At 60.5% G+C, this 17,319-nt stretch carries 15 protein-coding genes; 8 read left to right on the top strand and 7 right to left on the bottom strand.

Going from position 1 to position 17,319, the window contains the following annotated elements:
* Window positions 1-100 precede the first annotated feature (100 nt).
* Both C0058_RS15920 and C0058_RS15915 read left to right on the top strand, forming a co-directional pair.
* Window positions 101-487: an ectoine synthase gene (locus C0058_RS15920; protein ID WP_003217559.1), complete on the top strand. Its 387-nt coding sequence runs from the start codon at window positions 101-103 to the stop codon at window positions 485-487.
* Window positions 488-518: 31 nt separating this feature from the next.
* Window positions 519-1,718 carry an MFS transporter gene (locus C0058_RS15915; protein WP_102369045.1) on the top strand — a complete coding sequence of 400 codons (1,200 nt, stop codon included), beginning with the start codon at window positions 519-521 and terminating at the stop codon, window positions 1,716-1,718.
* Here C0058_RS15915 and C0058_RS15910 read toward each other — a convergent pair.
* Window positions 1,674-2,276, bottom strand: a complete 603-nt coding sequence (locus tag C0058_RS15910; RefSeq protein ID WP_008431008.1) for a tRNA-(ms[2]io[6]A)-hydroxylase — start codon at window positions 2,274-2,276, stop codon at window positions 1,674-1,676. The genes C0058_RS15915 and C0058_RS15910 overlap by 45 nt on opposite strands.
* Window positions 2,277-2,427: 151 nt before the next feature.
* Between C0058_RS15910 and C0058_RS15905 the strand changes: the two genes are divergently transcribed.
* The gene (locus C0058_RS15905) at window positions 2,428-3,288 is read left to right on the top strand and encodes a universal stress protein (RefSeq protein WP_076013383.1); all 861 of its coding nucleotides are present in this window, start codon (window positions 2,428-2,430) and stop codon (window positions 3,286-3,288) included.
* A gap of 822 nt (window positions 3,289-4,110) precedes the next feature.
* Here the strand turns inward: C0058_RS15905 and C0058_RS15895 are convergent.
* Complete coding sequence (locus C0058_RS15895) at window positions 4,111-4,581, bottom strand: DUF1289 domain-containing protein (protein ID WP_003209237.1); 471 nt, start codon at window positions 4,579-4,581, stop codon at window positions 4,111-4,113.
* 394 nt (window positions 4,582-4,975) lie between these two features.
* Here C0058_RS15895 and acnB point away from each other — a divergent pair, with 394 nt between their 5' ends.
* Complete coding sequence (gene acnB / locus C0058_RS15890) at window positions 4,976-7,576, top strand: bifunctional aconitate hydratase 2/2-methylisocitrate dehydratase (RefSeq protein WP_003209239.1); 2,601 nt, start codon at window positions 4,976-4,978, stop codon at window positions 7,574-7,576.
* A 33-nt stretch (window positions 7,577-7,609) separates the two neighbouring features.
* Here the strand turns inward: acnB and C0058_RS15885 are convergent, their stop codons facing one another.
* Window positions 7,610-8,032 (bottom strand): MerR family transcriptional regulator, encoded by a 423-nt coding sequence (locus C0058_RS15885; protein ID WP_023658822.1) that lies wholly within the window; start codon window positions 8,030-8,032, stop codon window positions 7,610-7,612.
* Window positions 8,033-8,101: 69 nt separating this feature from the next.
* On the opposite strand from C0058_RS15885, the gene C0058_RS15880 reads away from it, so the two are divergent.
* A complete protein-coding gene (locus tag C0058_RS15880) occupies window positions 8,102-9,334 on the top strand; it encodes an NADH:flavin oxidoreductase/NADH oxidase family protein (protein ID WP_102369044.1) in 1,233 nt (410 codons plus the stop codon).
* Between the two features lie 78 nt (window positions 9,335-9,412).
* Window positions 9,413-11,137, top strand: a complete 1,725-nt coding sequence (gene poxB / locus C0058_RS15875; protein WP_008431335.1) for a ubiquinone-dependent pyruvate dehydrogenase — start codon at window positions 9,413-9,415, stop codon at window positions 11,135-11,137.
* Between the two features lie 116 nt (window positions 11,138-11,253).
* On the opposite strand, the gene C0058_RS15870 is transcribed toward poxB, so the two are convergent.
* Window positions 11,254-11,811, bottom strand: coding sequence for an NADPH-dependent FMN reductase (locus C0058_RS15870; protein WP_076013377.1), 558 nt, complete (start codon window positions 11,809-11,811; stop codon window positions 11,254-11,256).
* A 228-nt stretch (window positions 11,812-12,039) separates the two neighbouring features.
* Here C0058_RS15870 and C0058_RS15865 point away from each other — a divergent pair, with 228 nt between their 5' ends.
* The gene (locus C0058_RS15865; protein WP_003209248.1) at window positions 12,040-12,276 is read left to right on the top strand and encodes a hypothetical protein; all 237 of its coding nucleotides are present in this window, start codon (window positions 12,040-12,042) and stop codon (window positions 12,274-12,276) included.
* A 4-nt stretch (window positions 12,277-12,280) separates the two neighbouring features.
* Here the strand turns inward: C0058_RS15865 and gspG are convergent, their stop codons facing one another.
* Window positions 12,281-12,709, bottom strand: coding sequence for a type II secretion system major pseudopilin GspG (gspG, locus tag C0058_RS15860; RefSeq protein ID WP_102369043.1), 429 nt, complete (start codon window positions 12,707-12,709; stop codon window positions 12,281-12,283).
* Between the two features lie 176 nt (window positions 12,710-12,885).
* On the opposite strand from gspG, the gene C0058_RS15855 reads away from it, so the two are divergent.
* Window positions 12,886-13,788, top strand: a complete 903-nt coding sequence (locus C0058_RS15855; protein WP_102369042.1) for a LysR substrate-binding domain-containing protein — start codon at window positions 12,886-12,888, stop codon at window positions 13,786-13,788.
* Window positions 13,789-14,436: 648 nt separating this feature from the next.
* Here C0058_RS15855 and C0058_RS15850 read toward each other — a convergent pair.
* Window positions 14,437-15,006, bottom strand: coding sequence for a GNAT family N-acetyltransferase (locus C0058_RS15850; RefSeq protein WP_003217028.1), 570 nt, complete (start codon window positions 15,004-15,006; stop codon window positions 14,437-14,439).
* A gap of 20 nt (window positions 15,007-15,026) precedes the next feature.
* Complete coding sequence (locus C0058_RS15845) at window positions 15,027-17,282, bottom strand: arginine/lysine/ornithine decarboxylase (RefSeq protein ID WP_087693840.1); 2,256 nt, start codon at window positions 17,280-17,282, stop codon at window positions 15,027-15,029.
* Between the last annotated feature and the right edge of the window lie 37 nt (window positions 17,283-17,319).

Here is a 17,319-nt window from a genome sequence, read left to right as displayed (position 1 = left end):
CCGCCAGATGCGCCCCACACGCTTTTCGGAAGTGTCGCTGATGACAACACCACAAACACAAGAGAATCATGGCCCTCTACCTACATAGCGGGAGAAAACCATGTTCGTTCGTCACAAATCAGACATAGAAAACACCGCGCACTTTGTCGAATGGGGCGCTGGCACCAGCCATCGGTTGCTGACGGAAAAGGACGGGATGGGTTATACCGTCTGCCACACCGTCGTGCGTGCCGGCACCGAGTCACTGCTGCAATACCGTAATCACCTGGAGGCTTGCTACTGCATCGCCGGTGAGGGTGAAGTCGAAGATATGGACGGTAACGTCTACCCGATCCGCCCCGGAGATATTTATGCGCTGGACCAACACGACTGCCATTATCTAAGAGGCGGAAAGGAGCAGGACCTGGTGCTGGTCAGCGTATTCAACCCGCCGCTCAAGGGCGACGAGCGCCACAATCTCACGGATAAATCCGGCTCCGGCTACTGACGACGATTTGACTCACGGACACGAGCACACCATGCGCAAGGATTACCTGGCTTTCTTCATTTCGTTGTTTCTGTCACGCCTGGCCGACCAGATTCTGTTGTTCATCGTGCCGCTGATCGTGTTCCAGACCACCAACAGTGTGTCGTGGGCGGGCCTGGCGTTTTTTGTCGAATCCTTGCCGCGGTACCTGTCGTTCCCGGTGTGCGGGGCGTTGTGCGACAAATATCCCGCCGTGCGCGTCCTGCATATCAGCCAGGTGTACCGGGCGCTGGCGTGTGTGGCGGCGGTGCTGCTGTATGGAATGTTCGACGGGATTTACTGGATTGTCATGCTTTCGGCGCTGTGCGGCGTGTTGACCACCCAGGGCATCATGGCCCGGGAAGTGCTGCTGCCGCATATCTTCAAGCATTACACCTACGCCAAGACCTTGTCCTACTCGCAGATTGCCGACCAGACCGGGCTGGTGCTGGGCCCACTGGTGGCCGCGCTGATGTTGGGCGTCTGGGCCTGGCACTGGGTCGTGCTGGGGGTTGCCGGGCTGTTCCTGCTGGCGGACCTGACGATGCGCATCTGGCAACGCCACACCACGGTCAATCTTGAAACCTTCGAGCAGCACAACGACATCTGGCTGCAGCCGTTGCGCGTTGCCTTCGGGCATATCCGCGACCTGCCGGAGCTGAAAAGGATTATCGCCCTGGCGGTGGGTGTGAACCTGATCATCGGCGTCACCCTCGCCACTTCCGCCGCGATGGTCATTGGCCAATACGCCGCCGGCAAGGACACCTACGCCGGGTTGCAGGCGGCCGGCGCGCTGGTGACCATCGCCATCCTGTTTTTCCTGGCGCGCGCGTCCCTGCCGCTCAAGGTGCTGGGCGGTTTGTCGTATTCGATGATTGCCGTGGGAGCGTTGATCACGGCCATCAGCCCGAATGTGTGGGCTTATGCCGTGGGTTTCCTGCTGCTGACCGGTTTCGACAAGATGTTCAACGTGTACATCCGCAGTGTCCGACAACGGGTAATCCCGGCCCGGGACTTTGGCAAGACGGTGGGCGTGCTGACCTTGCTCAACAACCTCTCGCAGCCGCTGGCCGGGTTGCTGATCGCACTGCTGGCGGCGCCGCTGGGGACACAGGCGGTGATCCTGATACTCGCCGGGATCACCGCGTTGCTCGGTGCAGCGGTTGCGTCAGGCTGGCACGCCGCTGTGAAAGCGGAACTCGACGTCCGGTGACTCGATCAGTTCCTGCTCGGCGGCGCGTACACGGTCGATGACCTGGGCGATGTCCTTGGCGTCGCCGTACTGGTAAGCCAGTTTCAGGTAACCCTGGAAATGCCGGGCCTCGCTTTTAAGCAGGCCGAAATAGAACTTGCCGAGTTCTTCGTCCAAATGCGGCACCAGCGCTTCGAAACGCTCGCAACTGCGGGCTTCGATAAACGCGCCGACCACCAGGGTATCCACCAGTTTGACCGGTTCATGGCTGCGCACCACCTTGCGCAAACCCGAAGCGTAGCGGCCGGCGGACAGTTGGCGCAGCTCGATCTTGCGCTTCTTCATCAGGCGCATGACTTGCTCGTGGTGCACCAGTTCTTCCCGGGCCAGGCGTGACATCAGGTTGATCAGGTCGACGTGGGAATGGTACTTGGCGATCAGGCTCAACGCGGTGCTGGCGGCCTTGAATTCACAGTTCTTGTGGTCGATCAGCAGGGTTTCCTGGTCGGCCAACGCGGCCTGGACCCAGCCGTCGGGGGTGCGGCAACCGAGGAATTCGTGGATTTCTGGCAGGTTCATCGGGCTCACGGGCAAAGATTCACAAAAGGCCGGCGATTATACCGACCGCGCCGCAGACCGCCAGCTACCGGGCTTGATGTGCATCAACATGACGTGTGCCGGGCAGCAACTATAGTTGTTCCACGCCCACCCTTTTTTGGAGAACCCGACCATGCAAGCCATACGCAGCATCCTGGTGGTCATCGAGCCTGAGCATTCGGAAAGCCTGGCCCTCAAGCGCGCCAAGCTGATTGCCGGCGTCACCGGGGCACATTTGCATTTGTTGGTGTGTGACAAGCGGCATGAGCATTCGGCGATGTTGAGCCTGCTGAAGGCCGGTTTGCAGGAGGATGGCTACAGCGTCACCACCGAACAGGCGTGGAATGACAGCCTGCATGAAACCATCATCGACGTGCAGCAGGCAGAGGGGTGTGGGTTGGTGGTCAAGCAGCACTTTGCTGATAGTCCGCTGAAAAAAGCGCTGTTGACGCCTGCGGACTGGAAGCTGATGCGTTACTGCCCTACTCCGGTGTTGTTGGTGAAGACGTCCACGCCGTGGGCTGGCGGGGTGATTCTGGCAGCGATTGATGTAGGGAATTCCGATGCGGAGCATCAGGCGTTGCATAACTCGATCATTGATCACGGGTTTGATATCGCGAGCCTGGCCAAGGCGCAGTTGCATGTGATCAGTGCGCATCCGTCGCCGATGTTGTCGGCGGCGGATCCGGTGTTTCAGCTCAAGGAGACGATCGAGGCGCGCTATCGTGAGCAGTGCAAGGCGTTTCAGGCGGAGTTTGATATTGACGACACGCATCTGCATATCGAGGAAGGGCCGGCGGATGTGTTGATTCCTCATGCGGTGCATAAGTGGCAGGCGGCGGTGACCATAATCGGTACCGTGGCGCGTACGGGGATTACCGGGGCGTTGATCGGGAATACGGCGGAGGTGGTGCTGGATGCGGTGGACAGTGATGTGTTGGTGCTTAAGCCGCAGGAGTTGATGGATCATCTGGAAGAGCTGGCTAATGGGTGATGCTTCTTTTTGGGGGCATATCCGTTTTTGGGTGATGGCTTGTATTGGTTCCGCTCTTACAGCGGGTCACTTTTGAAAGGAGCCCAAAAGTAACCAAAAGGCTCTTGCCCCACCACTCGGCACCTCGCCTAGGCTCGGTGTGCCCTCACTCCGGCTTTGGACCGTGGGCCGCCGCGATGGGCCATCCTTGGCCCAGCGCGGCTAACCCGGCGTCCTGCCGGGTTACCCACGCTCCAAAGCCTGCGTTCGGCCAGCGTGGTTTAACGGGGCGCCTAAGATCAAGATCAAAAGCAAGAGCACAGCGGCCTACCGGCCGGCTTGAGTGTTGAAGAGCAAAAGCAAAATCTAAAGCGGGCACGGTCTAAATGTGGGAGCGGGCTTGCTCGCGAAGGTCGTTAACGATGACGCGGGCATTCTGGATGAACGCGGCGCTCTCAGGTTTTTCGCGAGCAAGCCCGCTCCCACAGAAAAGCAGATCTGTTTTCGCTCTGGCTTTTGATCTGGCTTTTAACACTCAAGCCGGCCGGGAGGCCGCTGTGCTCTTGCTTTTGATTTTGATCTGACTGCCCCAATAAGCCCGAGGCCGAACGCAGGCAGTGCGGAGCGGGTAAACCGGCAGGACGCCGGTTTACCCGCGCCGGGCCATGGATGGCCCGTCGCGGCGGCCCGCTTCGCGGTGCCGGAGTGAGGGAACACCGAGCCTAGGCGAGGTGCCGACAGGCGGGGCAGAGCCCTTTGCTTACTTTGGGGCTTTTCCAAAGTGAGCCGCTGTAAGAGCGGAACCATAAGCGGCCGTTACCCAAATAACGGATATGTACTCAATCACCCCCCAAACGCATCCCTGAGAAACCCCGGAGCGATATACCGCTGATAATGCGCCTCGGACAAAATAAAAAACTCCCGATCAATCGCATCCCGCAACTCAGGCAAACCCCACTCCCGAAACTCCGGCATCAACACCATCCCGTAAGCCTCAAGATTGCTGATCACCCGCGCCCCCCGGGCAATCAACTGATAGGCCCAGCAGTACTCCGACTGATGCGGCACAAACCGAATCTTGCGCTGCTCCAGCTGCCCCCGCAGCATTTTAGGGTCAAACACCTCAAGCTTCCCGGCCATCACCTGCACCAACAACTGCTCCAGCCGCAGCCACACCGCACGTTTTTCTTCCTCGTTATACCCGTTCCACTGAATCACCTCATGGTGAAACCGCTTGCACCCCCGGCACACAAGATCGCCGTAAACCGTGGAGCACAGGCCTACGCAGGGGGTCTTGATGGTTTGGTTAGACATGGTCGACAACGCACAAATCAGCGAAACAGTTGCACATGTTAGCCCTTTGTCTAAGGTTGATCACCCTGCAAACTTGGCGCGGCAACTTACGTTTAGAATTTTTTTGCCGTAGAATCATCCGGCCTTGTAAGGCGCCAATAATCCGTTGGAAGCTGTTTTCAAAGCGTCACGAGCACAGTCGTTCCTAAAGAACGGTGTTGGCGATGGTTATTTACCCGGTAAATAGCCAGCGCCAACCCTCATCAGCTCCGTTCTGCAGGCGTAAAACTTTGAAAGCAGCTTCTGTGAGGATTGCCGGCAGCGCTGGCTCTACGGCCCAAAAAGCCCCTGAGCGCATGCGTGCCGTGCATTTCTGGATGAGCGTCCCGTGGGACCACTGATGAGGGTAATAACTGTGCTTGAAGCCTACCGCAAACATATCGAAGAGCGTGCAGCCCTGGGTATCGTTCCCCAGCCGCTTAACGCCGAACAAACCGCAGGCCTGGTCGAGCTGCTGAAAAATCCCCCGGCTGGCGAAGAAGAATTCCTCGTTGACCTGATCACCAACCGCATTCCACCAGGCGTTGACGAAGCTGCCTACGTCAAGGCCGGTTTCCTGTCTGCCCTGGCCAAGGGCGAAGCCACTTCTCCCCTGATCGACAAGAAACGCGCTGTTGAACTGCTCGGCACCATGCAAGGCGGCTACAACATCGTGACCCTGGTCGAGCTGCTGGACGACGCCACCCTGGCCCCCGTCGCAGCCGCCCAACTCAAGCACACCCTGCTAATGTTCGATGCTTTCCACGACGTCGCGGAAAAAGCCAGGAACGGCAACGAACACGCCAAAGCCGTGATCCAGTCCTGGGCCGACGGCGAGTGGTTCAAGAACCGCCCGACCCTGGCCGACAAGATCAGCCTGCGTGTGTTCAAGGTCACCGGCGAAACCAACACCGACGACCTGTCCCCTGCCCCGGACGCCTGGTCCCGCCCTGACATCCCGCTGCACGCCCTGGCCATGCTGAAAATGGCCCGTGAAGGCATCGTGCCGGATGAGCAAGGCAAGACCGGCCCGATGAAGCAGATCGAAGAAATGCGCGGCCAGGGCTTCCCGATCGCCTACGTCGGTGACGTGGTCGGTACCGGTTCGTCGCGTAAATCGGCCACCAACTCGGTACTGTGGTTCTTCGGCGACGACGTGCCTTACGTGCCGAACAAGCGCGCTGGCGGCTTCTGCTTCGGCAGCAAGATCGCTCCAATCTTCTACAACACCATGGAAGATGCCGGCGCACTGCCAATCGAGTTCGACGTTACCAACATGAACATGGGCGACGTGATCGACCTGTACCCGCATGCTGGCAAAGTCACCAAGCACAACAGCGATGAAGTCCTGACCACCTTCGAAATGAAGACTCCGGTCCTGTTGGATGAAGTCCGTGCCGGCGGTCGTATCCCGCTGATCATCGGCCGTGGCCTGACCGAAAAGGCACGTGCCGAACTGGGTCTGCCACCTTCGACCCTGTTCAAGCTGCCGGAAGCCCCGGCTGAAAGCGACAAGGGCTACACCCTGGCGCAGAAAATGGTCGGCAAGGCCTGCGGCGTGGCTGGCGTTCGTCCAGGCACCTACTGCGAACCGAAGATGACCACCGTCGGCTCCCAGGACACCACCGGTCCCATGACCCGTGACGAACTGAAAGACCTGGCGTGCCTGGGCTTCTCCACCGATCTGGTAATGCAGTCGTTCTGCCACACCGCGGCCTATCCAAAGCCGATCGACGTGACCACCCACCACACCCTGCCTGACTTCATCATGACCCGTGGCGGCGTATCGCTGCGTCCGGGCGACGGCATCATCCACAGCTGGCTGAACCGCATGCTGCTGCCAGACACCGTCGGTACCGGTGGTGACTCCCACACCCGTTTCCCGATGGGCATTTCGTTCCCGGCCGGTTCCGGCCTGGTAGCGTTCGCCGCCGCCACCGGCGTCATGCCGCTGGACATGCCGGAATCGATCCTGGTGCGCTTCAAAGGTGAAATGCAGCCTGGTATCACCCTGCGTGACCTGGTTCACGCCATTCCTTACTACGCGATCCAGGCTGGCCTGCTGACCGTAGAGAAGAAAGGCAAGAAGAACGCTTTCTCCGGCCGTATCCTGGAAATCGAAGGCCTGGACAACCTGAGCATCGAACAAGCCTTCGAGCTGTCCGACGCCTCGGCTGAACGTTCGGCTGCCGGTTGCACCATCAAGCTGTCGAAAGAATCCATCACCGAGTACCTGAACTCCAACATCACCCTGCTGCGCTGGATGATCGGTGAAGGCTACGGCGATGCGCGTACCCTGGAACGTCGTGCCCAAGCGATGGAAGCCTGGGTTGCCAACCCTGAGTTGATGGTTGCCGATGCTGACGCCGAATACGCGGAAATCATCGAGATCGATCTGGCCGACATCAAGGAGCCTGTGCTCTGCGCGCCAAACGATCCGGACGACGCCCGTCTGCTGTCCAGCGTTGCTGGCGAGAAGATCGACGAAGTGTTCATCGGTTCGTGCATGACCAACATCGGTCACTTCCGCGCTGCCGGTAAACTGCTGGATCAGGTCAAGGGTCAGCTGCCAACCCGTCTGTGGCTGTCGCCGCCGACCAAGATGGACGCTCACCAACTGACCGAAGAAGGCTACTACGGCATCTACGGCAAGGCTGGCGCGCGCATGGAAATGCCGGGCTGCTCGCTGTGCATGGGTAACCAGGCACGTGTAGAGCCGAACTCGACCGTTGTGTCGACGTCGACCCGTAACTTCCCGAACCGTCTGGGTGACGGCGCAAACGTCTACCTGGCTTCGGCCGAGCTGGCGTCGGTGGCTTCCATCCTGGGTCGCCTGCCGACCGTCGAGGAGTACATGGAATACGCCGCGAAGATCAACACCATGGCCAGCGACGTGTATCGCTACCTGAGTTTTGACCAGATCGCCGAGTTCCGTGAAATTGCTGCAAGCGCCAACATCCCTGTGGTTCAAGCCTAAGGTTTTGTTGCTGTAAACGAACGCCGCGTATCGTCAGATACGCGGCGTTTTTTTATGCGCCTCGATTGAGGCCCAGACCTTGTCCTGCGCCTGGGTGCACGGCGTGCCTTCCGGGTGTGCCTGGATCGTGGCGATCACCGCGCGTAACTCTGCCTTGCTCTGGTCCATTCGGGCTTGAAGCTCTTCTATCTGCGCAATCCTGCGCTCAAGCCTCAAGACGATATCGGCGCGTTTCGCCTCGCTCGGCGAATCGTCGGGCATCAGCGCCTTCAACTCCTGCAAGCTGAAACCGGCGCGCTGAGCGCCCTGGATCAATTGCAGCGTCTGCAACGTCTGCATGGGATAACGGCGATAGCCATTACCTTGTCGCTCGACCTGGATCAGCCCCTGGGCTTCGTAAAAACGAATCTTCGAGGCTGCCAAGCCGCTGCGTCCCGCCAGTTCACCAATATTCATCGCCAACCCCATTGACCTTAAAGTGACCTTTAAGCTTAGCCTGAGCGCTCCCAATGTGAGGAGTCAAGCATGTCGCCCTTTGAAGCGTTGCAATTGCCCAACGGCCAGCTCATCAGTAACCGCATCGCCAAGGCGGCGATGGAAGAGAACATGGCGGATGCGAACCAGGCGCCTTCCGAGGCCCTGATGCGCTTGTATCAAGCCTGGGCCGACGGCGAGCCCGGCCTGATCCTGACCGGCAACGTGATGATCGACCGCCACGCCATGACCGGCCCCGGCGGCGTGGTGCTGGAAGACGAACGTCACCTGGACAAGTTTCGCCAATGGGCCGCGATTGGCCGGGCCAAGGGCGCGCAGTTCTGGGTGCAGCTCAACCACCCGGGTCGCCAGACCATGGCCAACCTCGGCCAGCAGGCCCTGGCACCTTCGGCGGTGGCCCTCGATCTCGGCGGCTTTTCGAAGATGTTCGCCCAACCCAAGGCCATGACCGAGGACGATATCCAGGACGTCATCTCGCGCTTCGCCACCAGCGCGCGTCTCGCCGAAAAGGCCGGCTTCAGCGGTGCGCAGATACATGCGGCCCACGGCTACCTGCTCAGCCAGTTTCTCTCGCCCTTGAGCAACCAGCGCACAGACCGCTGGGGCGGCAGCGTTGAAAACCGCGCGCGGCTGTTGCTGGAAGTGATCAAAGCCGTGCGCGCCGCCGTGAGCGCGGATTTCTGCGTGGCGGTGAAACTCAATTCCGCCGACTTCCAGCGCGGTGGCTTCGACGCCGCCGACGCCCATGCCGTGGTCGAGCTGCTCAACCCGCTGGCCATCGACCTGCTGGAACTGTCCGGCGGCAGCTACGAAGCCCCGGCCATGCAAGGCGAGGCTCGCGACGGACGCACCCTGGCCCGCGAAGCCTATTTCATCGAGATGGCCAGCGACCTGGCGAAAGTCGCCAACATGCCGGTGATGGTCACCGGCGGCATCCGGCGCTTGCCGATCGTGCAGCAAGTCCTGGACAGCGGCATCGCCATGGCCGGGATCGCCACCGCGCTGACCCTGGAGCCGCACCTGATCAAGCAGTGGCGCGCTGGCCGCGATCTCAACCCGCAACTGCCGCCGATCCGCTGGAAGCGCAAACCCCTGGCCAGCCTGGCGAGCATGGCAGTGGTGCGCTATCAGCTTCGCCGCCTGAGCCGTGGCCGCCAGCCGAAACCCGGGGTGACGCCGCTGCTGGCGTTGATAAAAGACCAACTGTTTATCGCCCGCCGCACTCGGCAATATCGCGCCGCGATGACCAATTCTTCACATTGAGCGGGGAGCATTCAGCGCCATGGAACTGTCCTTAACTGATCAGCAGCTTTTTACCCTCACTGACGATTGGAGTTCTTCATGGCGAAAATCACCCTGGCCCAGCAATTGGCGACCACCCTTGAACAGGCGGGCATCAAGCGCATCTGGGGCCTGACCGGCGACAGCCTCAACGGCCTGACCGACTCCCTGCGCACCATGGACAGCATCGAGTGGATGCATGTGCGCCACGAAGAAGTGGCCGCGTTTGCCGCCGGTGCCGAAGCCGCCGCCACCGGCGAGCTGACCGTATGCGCCGGCAGCTGCGGCCCCGGCAACCTGCACTTGATCAATGGCCTGTTCGATTGCCATCGCAACCACGTGCCGGTGCTGGCCATTGCCGCACAGATCCCCTCCTCCGAGATCGGCCTGAACTACTTCCAGGAGACCCATCCCCAGGAGCTGTTCAAGGAGTGCAGCCACTTTATCGAGCTGGTGACCAACCCCGAGCAGATGCCTCACGTGCTGCACCGTGCCATGCGCTCGGCGATCCTCAATCGCGGCGTAGCGGTGGTGGTGATTCCGGGGGATGTGTCACTGTTGGAAGTAGAAGATAAATTCAAACCGTGGCCGGCCCTGCTGGCACCGCGCACGTTGCCGGCGGAACAGGACCTGCAACGCCTCACCGACATCCTCGAACACAGCGGCAAAGTCACCCTGCTGTGTGGCAGCGGCTGTGCCGGCGCCCACGATGAGGTGGTGGCCCTGGCTGACGCCCTCGGCGCGCCCGTGGTGCATGCCCTGCGCGGCAAGGAACATGTGGAGTGGGACAATCCGTTCGACGTCGGCATGACCGGCCTGATCGGCTTCAGCTCCGGCTACCACGCCATGCTCAACTGCGACACGCTGATCATGCTCGGCACCGACTTCCCGTATCGCCAGTTCTACCCGACCGACGCAAAAATTATCCAGGTCGACCGCAACCCACAGGCACTGGGCCGGCGTGCCACGCTGGACCTGGGCATTGCAGCTGACGTCAGCGAGACCATCCAGGCGCTGCTGCCGCGCCTGACCCGCAAGACGGACCGCAGCTTCCTCGAAACCTCGCTCAAGCATTATGAAAAAGCCCGCCAAGGGTTGGATGACCTGGCGGAACCGTCAAAGGCCGGCCGGCCAATTCACCCGCAATACGTTGCGCGCCTGCTCAGCGAACTGGCGGACGACGACGCAATCTTCACCGCCGACGTTGGCTCGCCGACAGTCTGGGCGGCGCGTTACTTGAAAATGAACGGCAAGCGCCGGTTGATCGGCTCGTTCAACCATGGCTCGATGGCCAACGCCATGCCCCAGGCCATCGGGGCGCAAGCCGCGTTTCCCGGGCGCCAGGTGATTTCGATGTCCGGCGACGGTGGGTTCACCATGCTGATGGGTGATTTCATCAGCCTGGCGCAGCTGAACCTGCCGGTGAAGCTGGTGGTGTTCAACAACTCTTCTTTGGGCTTCGTCGCCATGGAGATGAAAGCGGCGGGCTACCTGGATACCGGCACCGAGCTGAAAAACCCGGACTTTGCCGCCATGTCCAACGCCATGGGCATCCTCGGTATTCGCGTAGAGCAGTCCGAAGACCTTGAACCGGCCCTGCGCCGCGCACTGGCCCACGACGGCCCGGTGCTGGTGGACGTGGTCACCGCCACCCAGGAACTGGTGATGCCGCCGAGCATCAAGCTGGAGCAGGCCAAGGGCTTCAGCCTGTACATGCTCAAGGCGGTGATGAGCGGACGCGGTGATGAGGTGATCGAGTTGGCGAAAACCAACTGGCTCAGATAAGTCCCGCCACTGTAGGAGCGAGCTTGCTCGCGAAGATCGTTAACGATGACGCGGGCTATTTGAAAGCTCGCGTCGCCTGGACGTTCTTCGCGAGCAAGCTCGCTCCTACAGGTTACTTATGCGCTTTGCTTTTCCACCCACTTGCCGTAGGCATCAATAAACGCCTGCAAAAACGGCTTGGTCTTTTCCGAGACCTTGCCCGACTCATCGAACACGCTGCCCGCACCGCCCAGGTAGGCTTCCGGCTGCTGCATGCACGGCACATCGAGGAACACCAGCGACTGGCGCAAATGGTGATTGGCCCCAAAACCGCCGATGGCTCCGGGAGACACACTGATCACCGCACCCGGCTTGCCGCTGAAGACACTTTGGCCATAAGGACGTGAACCGACGTCAATCGCATTCTTCAATACACCCGGCACGGAGCGGTTGTATTCGGGGGTCACAAACAACACCGCGTCGGATGAACGCACGTGTTGACGGAAAGTACTGTAGGCTGCCGGCGGTGCAGCACCGTCGATGTCCTCGTTGTAGAGCGGCAAATCGCCAATTTCGACAATGTTCAACTTGAGGTTGGCGGGCGCCAACTCGGCCAGTGCCAGGGCGACCTTGCGGTTGATCGACTCTTTTCTCAAGCTGCCGACCAGTACGGCAATCGTGTAGACCTTGCTCATTGGGGTTTCCCGATTTCTGACTTAAGGAGTTTGTAGTTATAGAGCCTGCGCGACGCTATCACCAGCGCGTTTTTGCAATCCCCAGGGACGTTTACACCGCAGATGGATTTGTAAGTAATGTCTGAAAAAGTCAACGAATAGTATTTTTTTTCAATAGGTAAACTACCCCGCTCTCCTACGGTCTACAGAACCGCAAATCGAGTGTTTATCTCCAGAGGTTCTAAACAGATGGCAGCAGTACTTGTCGGACAGTTCCATGCCAGAGACGCGGAAGGTCGCGTTTATTCGGTGCATGAGTTCCAGGAATCCAACCCGCCCCTCGACGGCCTGGCTGGCTCGGCGCCCACCACCACCTACAAGCTGGCCATTGGCGACCGCGTAGAAAAACTGGATGGCGATGAGTTCAGGCTGATTCAGTCGGGCACTATCATCACCCGCGAATCCGCCACGATCCACGCTTCATAAAACGTTATTCCCCATAGGCGATATCAACATTATCGCCGACGCCTCCCAGTGTCCGGTCCTTGCCGAACGAGAACAGATCAAAGTTGGTTTTGGCCTGGCTGGGAGGATAGTGGTACTGATAGGCCACGCCCCAAGGGTCCGTCAGCATGTCCTGATCCTTGAGATAGGGGCCCCGCCACTTCCCTTCTCCCGCTGGCTGAACCGTCAACACCGCCAGACCCTCGTCGTCGGTAGGATAACGCCCTACATCCTGATGAAACTGCTCGACCGCCTTGCCCAGCTCTTTCAACTGGACCTTGGCCGTGGCGATTTCCGATTGGGTCACGTCGCCGAAGATCCGCGGCCCCACCGCAACCGCCAACACACCGACCACCAGCACCACCACCAGCAGGTCCCACAACGAAAACCCGCGCGTGTCTGTTTTACCGAGCATCGATAAGGCTCCCCCGTGGATCCTCTGGTTGATACGCCCTTTGTATGACCTGCTGGTTGCAGGCGCCAAGGGACTTGATCGTGCAAGTCTAGTTGGGGCGCTGCCGTGGCGGGTCTTTTTTCCACGCCCGGGCCTGAGCCATTGAATCCACGTCGCGCTGAACATAGACTCCGGCCATGCGTTTACGTCATATCGAAGTCATTCAAGCGATTTTACAGACCGGACACCTCGGCACCGCCGCCGAATGGTTGCAACTGCCCGTGGCCGATGTGGACGCTACCCTCAAGGATGCCGAGCTGCAATTGGGCTTCATGCTGTTCGCCAGTGTGCGCGGACGCTTGCAGGCCACCCGGGAAACCCTTGAGCTGCAGGCCGAAATCGCCCACCTCTATGCAGCCCTTGAGCCGGTGCAACGCCTGGCCAGCAGCCTGAAGCACCACCATGCCCCGCCCTTGCGCGCACTGTGCACCCCGCCGCTGGCCAATCAACTGCTGCCCCAGGCGATCGCCGTGCTGCGCCGACGTTTCCAAGACACGCCGTGCAACCTCTCCAGCCATTCCACCCGGGATATCGTCAAAAGCCTGCTGCTGCACGAAGCCGACCTCGGCCTGAGCCTGCACGACCCGGACCATCCGCAAATCCACAGCCAACCGCTGGCCCACGGCAAGCTGCAATTGCTCGCGCCCCATGGCTGGCTGAAGCCGCGGCAGAAATACATTGCGCTACAGGAGCTGGCCGGGCAGTCGATGATCGGCCTTGAAGGCCAGGACCCGCTGAGTCGCCTGCTGGACAGCAAACTGCAAGCCCTGCGCCCGCTGCCGGTGGTGCAAACGCGGGTACAGACGTACCAGATGATGCGCAGCATGGTAGAAGCCGGGGAAGGCCTGGCGATTGTCGACCCGTTCACCGCCAGCGGAGCACGGGAAGCCGGGCTGGATGCGTGCCCGTTGTCACCGCCGATTGTGGTGACCTTGTATGCGTTGACCCTGAAGGGCAGCGAGCCATCGCCCGCCTTGAATGCGCTGCTTGAGATTGTCACCGAGAAGGCTGAAAACCTGCTGACAAGCACATTGCCGTGAATGTGGGAGTTGTCGGGCCTTGGCGAGACTGCGAAGGCGGCGGCACAGTCGATAAAGAGGTTGCCTGACACACCGCCATCGCGGCCTCGCTGGGGCTCGACGGCTCCCACAGGGGATCGGGGGAAGTCTGAGAGCTGTGTGTTCGGTCGCAAGTACTTGAATTGCGCAAATCGAATGTGGGAGCTGTCGAGCTTCAGCGAGGCTGCGAAGGCGGCGGCACAGTCGATAAAGAGGTTGCCTGACCTACCGCTATCGCGGCCTCGCTGGGGCTCGACGGCTCCCACAGGGGATCGGGGGAAGTCTGGGAGTTGTGTGCTCGGTCGCAAGCACTCGGGTTGCGCAAATCGAATGTGGGAGCTGTCGAGCTTTAGCGAGGCTGCGAAGGCGGCGGCACTGTCGATAAAGAGGTTGCCTGATACACCGCTATCGCGGCCTCGCTGGGGCTCGACGGCTCCCACAGGGGATCGGGGGAAGTCTGGGAGTTGTGTGTTCGGTCGCAAGTACTTGGGTTGCGCAAATCGAATGTAGGAGCTGTCGAGCTTCAGCGAGGCTGCGAAGACGGCGGCACAGTCGATAAAGAGGTTGCCTGACACACCGCCATCGCGGCCTCGCTGGGGCTCGACGGCTCCTACAGTTGATCGGTGCAGCTCAGACTGCTTCCAATTCTGTCTTGAACAACCGATACCAGAAAATCGCCACTTCGCGCGTCTGCGGATCAATCCCGCGATAGCGCAGGTGGTCGATCCCGCCCATCACATACCCGCAGCGCTCATACAGCCGGCAGGCACCGAGGTTGTTGTTCTGGGTCTCCAGCATCATCCCCGGCAGGTTCTTCTTGCGGCTCCAGAACTGCGCCACGTCCAGCAACGCCTTGGCCACCCCGTGGCGCCGCGCGGGCAAGACCACCGCCAGTTCATCCACGTGGGCAAAGCCGTTCCAGTTGGTGCTGACCACGATATGCCCCACGGGCCGGTCATCGAGGTAGGCCATGAACACCGCACTGTCGGCCGCGTCACGGAAGCTGGCGAACTCCTCGGGGTCGATGCCGTAGCATTTGCGGTACGGCACGATACGCTCCACCGCCCACTGGTCGACGCGCTTGCCCATTTCCGGCTTGCCGTAGGCGTTGACTTCAAAGCTGAAGTCGTTCCCCCACACGTAGGCGTCAAATCCTTCGTCAGCCACCCGAACACTGAGGCCCGGGTACTTCGGGTTCATTACAGCTTGCATAAACATCCTTAACCCTTGATGCAGTCGACGGTGTAACAACGACCACTGCCGTCATCTTCGTGTTGCAGTCCATGAACATCGGCAACAAAGCCGGGGAAACTGCTATCGAACGTCCTGGCAAACGCCAGGTAATCAATGATCGAGCGAGTCGATTCGGTAAAGCGCTCACCCGGCATGATCAACGGAATGCCCGGCGGGTAAGGCACCAGCATGACCGCTGCGACCCGACCTGGCAAAGCGTCGATGGACACCGCCTCGACTTCGCCCTTGACCAACAGGTCATAGGCGTCGGCCGGTTTCATCGCGATTTCCGGCAGTACCGTGTACATCCGCTTCAGGTGCTTGGCCGTGGCATTGCTGCGGTAACAGCTGTGCAACTGGTCGCACAGATCCTTCAAACCCAATCCCTGATACCGCGCCGGGCCCTGCTGAAACACCGATGGCAAACACACAGCAAGGCTCACGTTGGCGTCATAACTGCGCTTGAATTCCAGCAGTTCGGTGAGCAGGGTACTCCACTTGCCTTTGGTGATGCCCATGGAAAACAGCACGAGGAACGAATACAGCCCGGTCTTTTCCACCACCAGCCCACGTTCCCAGAGGAATTTACTGACCACCGCAGCGGGAATTCCGCACTCGCTCAAAGCCCCGCCGGCATTCAGGCCAGGCATCACCAGGGTGACTTTTATCGGGTCCAGCAGCACGTAGTCTTCGGCGATATCGCCAAAGCCATGCCAGTCGGCCTGGGGTTGCAGCAGCCAGTCTGCGGTCACCACCCGGTCAATGCCCGCCACCAGCGGCGGCTGCCAGATGGAAAACCACCAGTCTTCAGCGGCGATGTGCTGGCGCAGGTTGGCCAGGGCACGGCGGAAGCTCAGGGCTTCGTCAAACATCTCCTGCAGCAAGGAACGCCCCGCCGGCCCTTCCATCATTGCGGACGCCACATCCAGGGAGGCGATGATGCTGTACTGCGGCGAGGTGGAAATATGCATCATGAACGCTTCGTTGAAGCGGTCGCGGTCCAGCTTGCGCACGCCGCCATCCTGCACATGGATCATCGACGCCTGGCTGAACGCCGCCAGCAGCTTGTGGGTGGAGTGCGTGGTGAACACCAGCGGGCTGTCGGCCGTGCGCGAGGTGCCCATGCCGTAGCGCCCGGCGAAGAACTCATGAAACGCCGCGTAGGCGTACCAGGCTTCGTCGAAGTGCAGCACCTCGACGCTGTTGCCCAGTTGCTGCTTGATCAGCTCGGCGTTGTAGCACAGGCCGTCATAGGTGGAGTTGGTGACCACCGCCAGCTTGACCCTGGCCGGTCGGCCTCGGGTCAGCGGGCTGGCGTCGATCTTGGCGCGGATCGACTCGGGGCTGAACTCGCTCAGGGGAATCGGCCCGATGATCCCCAGTTCATTGCGCTCCGGGCACAGGTACAGCGGGATGGCGCCGGTCATGATGATCGAATGCAACACCGACTTGTGACAGTTGCGGTCCACCAGCACCAGGTCATCCCGGCCCACCATCGAGTGCCAGACGATCTTGTTGGCGGTGGAAGTGCCATTGATCACGAAGTAGGTGTGATCGGCGCCGAAGTTGCGCGCTGCCCGCGCCTCGGCTTCGGCCAACGGGCCGGTGTGGTCCAGCAGCGAGCCGAGCTCCGGCACCGACACCGACAAGTCCGAACGCAGGGTATTTTCCCCGAAGAACTGATGAAACGCCTGCCCCACCGGGCTTTTGCGATAGGCCACGCCGCCGCCGTGACCGGGGGTGTGCCAGGAATAATTGGAATCCGCCGTGTGCTGCACCAGGGCCTTGAAGAATGGCGGCAACAGGCCATCCAGGTAGGCGCGAGCCGCACGGGCCACTTGCCGGGCAAGAAACGGCACGGTGTCTTCAAACAGATAAAGAATGCCCCGCAACTGGTTCAGCTCGCTCATGGCATCGGCCGGGGCGTTTTCCAGGGTGACCTGCTCACCGAGGGCGAAGATCGGCAGGTTTGGCGCCCGCACCCGCGCCAGGCGGATCAGCTCCACCATGTTTTGCATCAGATGGGTATTTTCCCCGGCCCCCTCGGCGGCAATCAGCATGCAGGCCAGGCCGTGATGGGTCGAAGCCACCAGGCGACCCTCGGCGTAGTCCACCGCCGAAAAGATACTGAAGCCCTCCTGCTCAAGCTCCCGGGCGATGCCCCGGACGCGGTCGCCGGCAACGGTGTCGGCCTTGATGTCGCGGTGTACGATCAGAACCGGGAACTTCAGGTCTTTGTACATGAGCGCTTGGCGTCCTGAGGGCTATGCCTTCAGGGTA

The sequence above is a fragment of the Pseudomonas sp. NC02 genome, assembly GCF_002874965.1.
GTDB lineage: Bacteria > Pseudomonadota > Gammaproteobacteria > Pseudomonadales > Pseudomonadaceae > Aquipseudomonas.
This window is presented reverse-complemented; position numbering and strand designations above follow the sequence as displayed.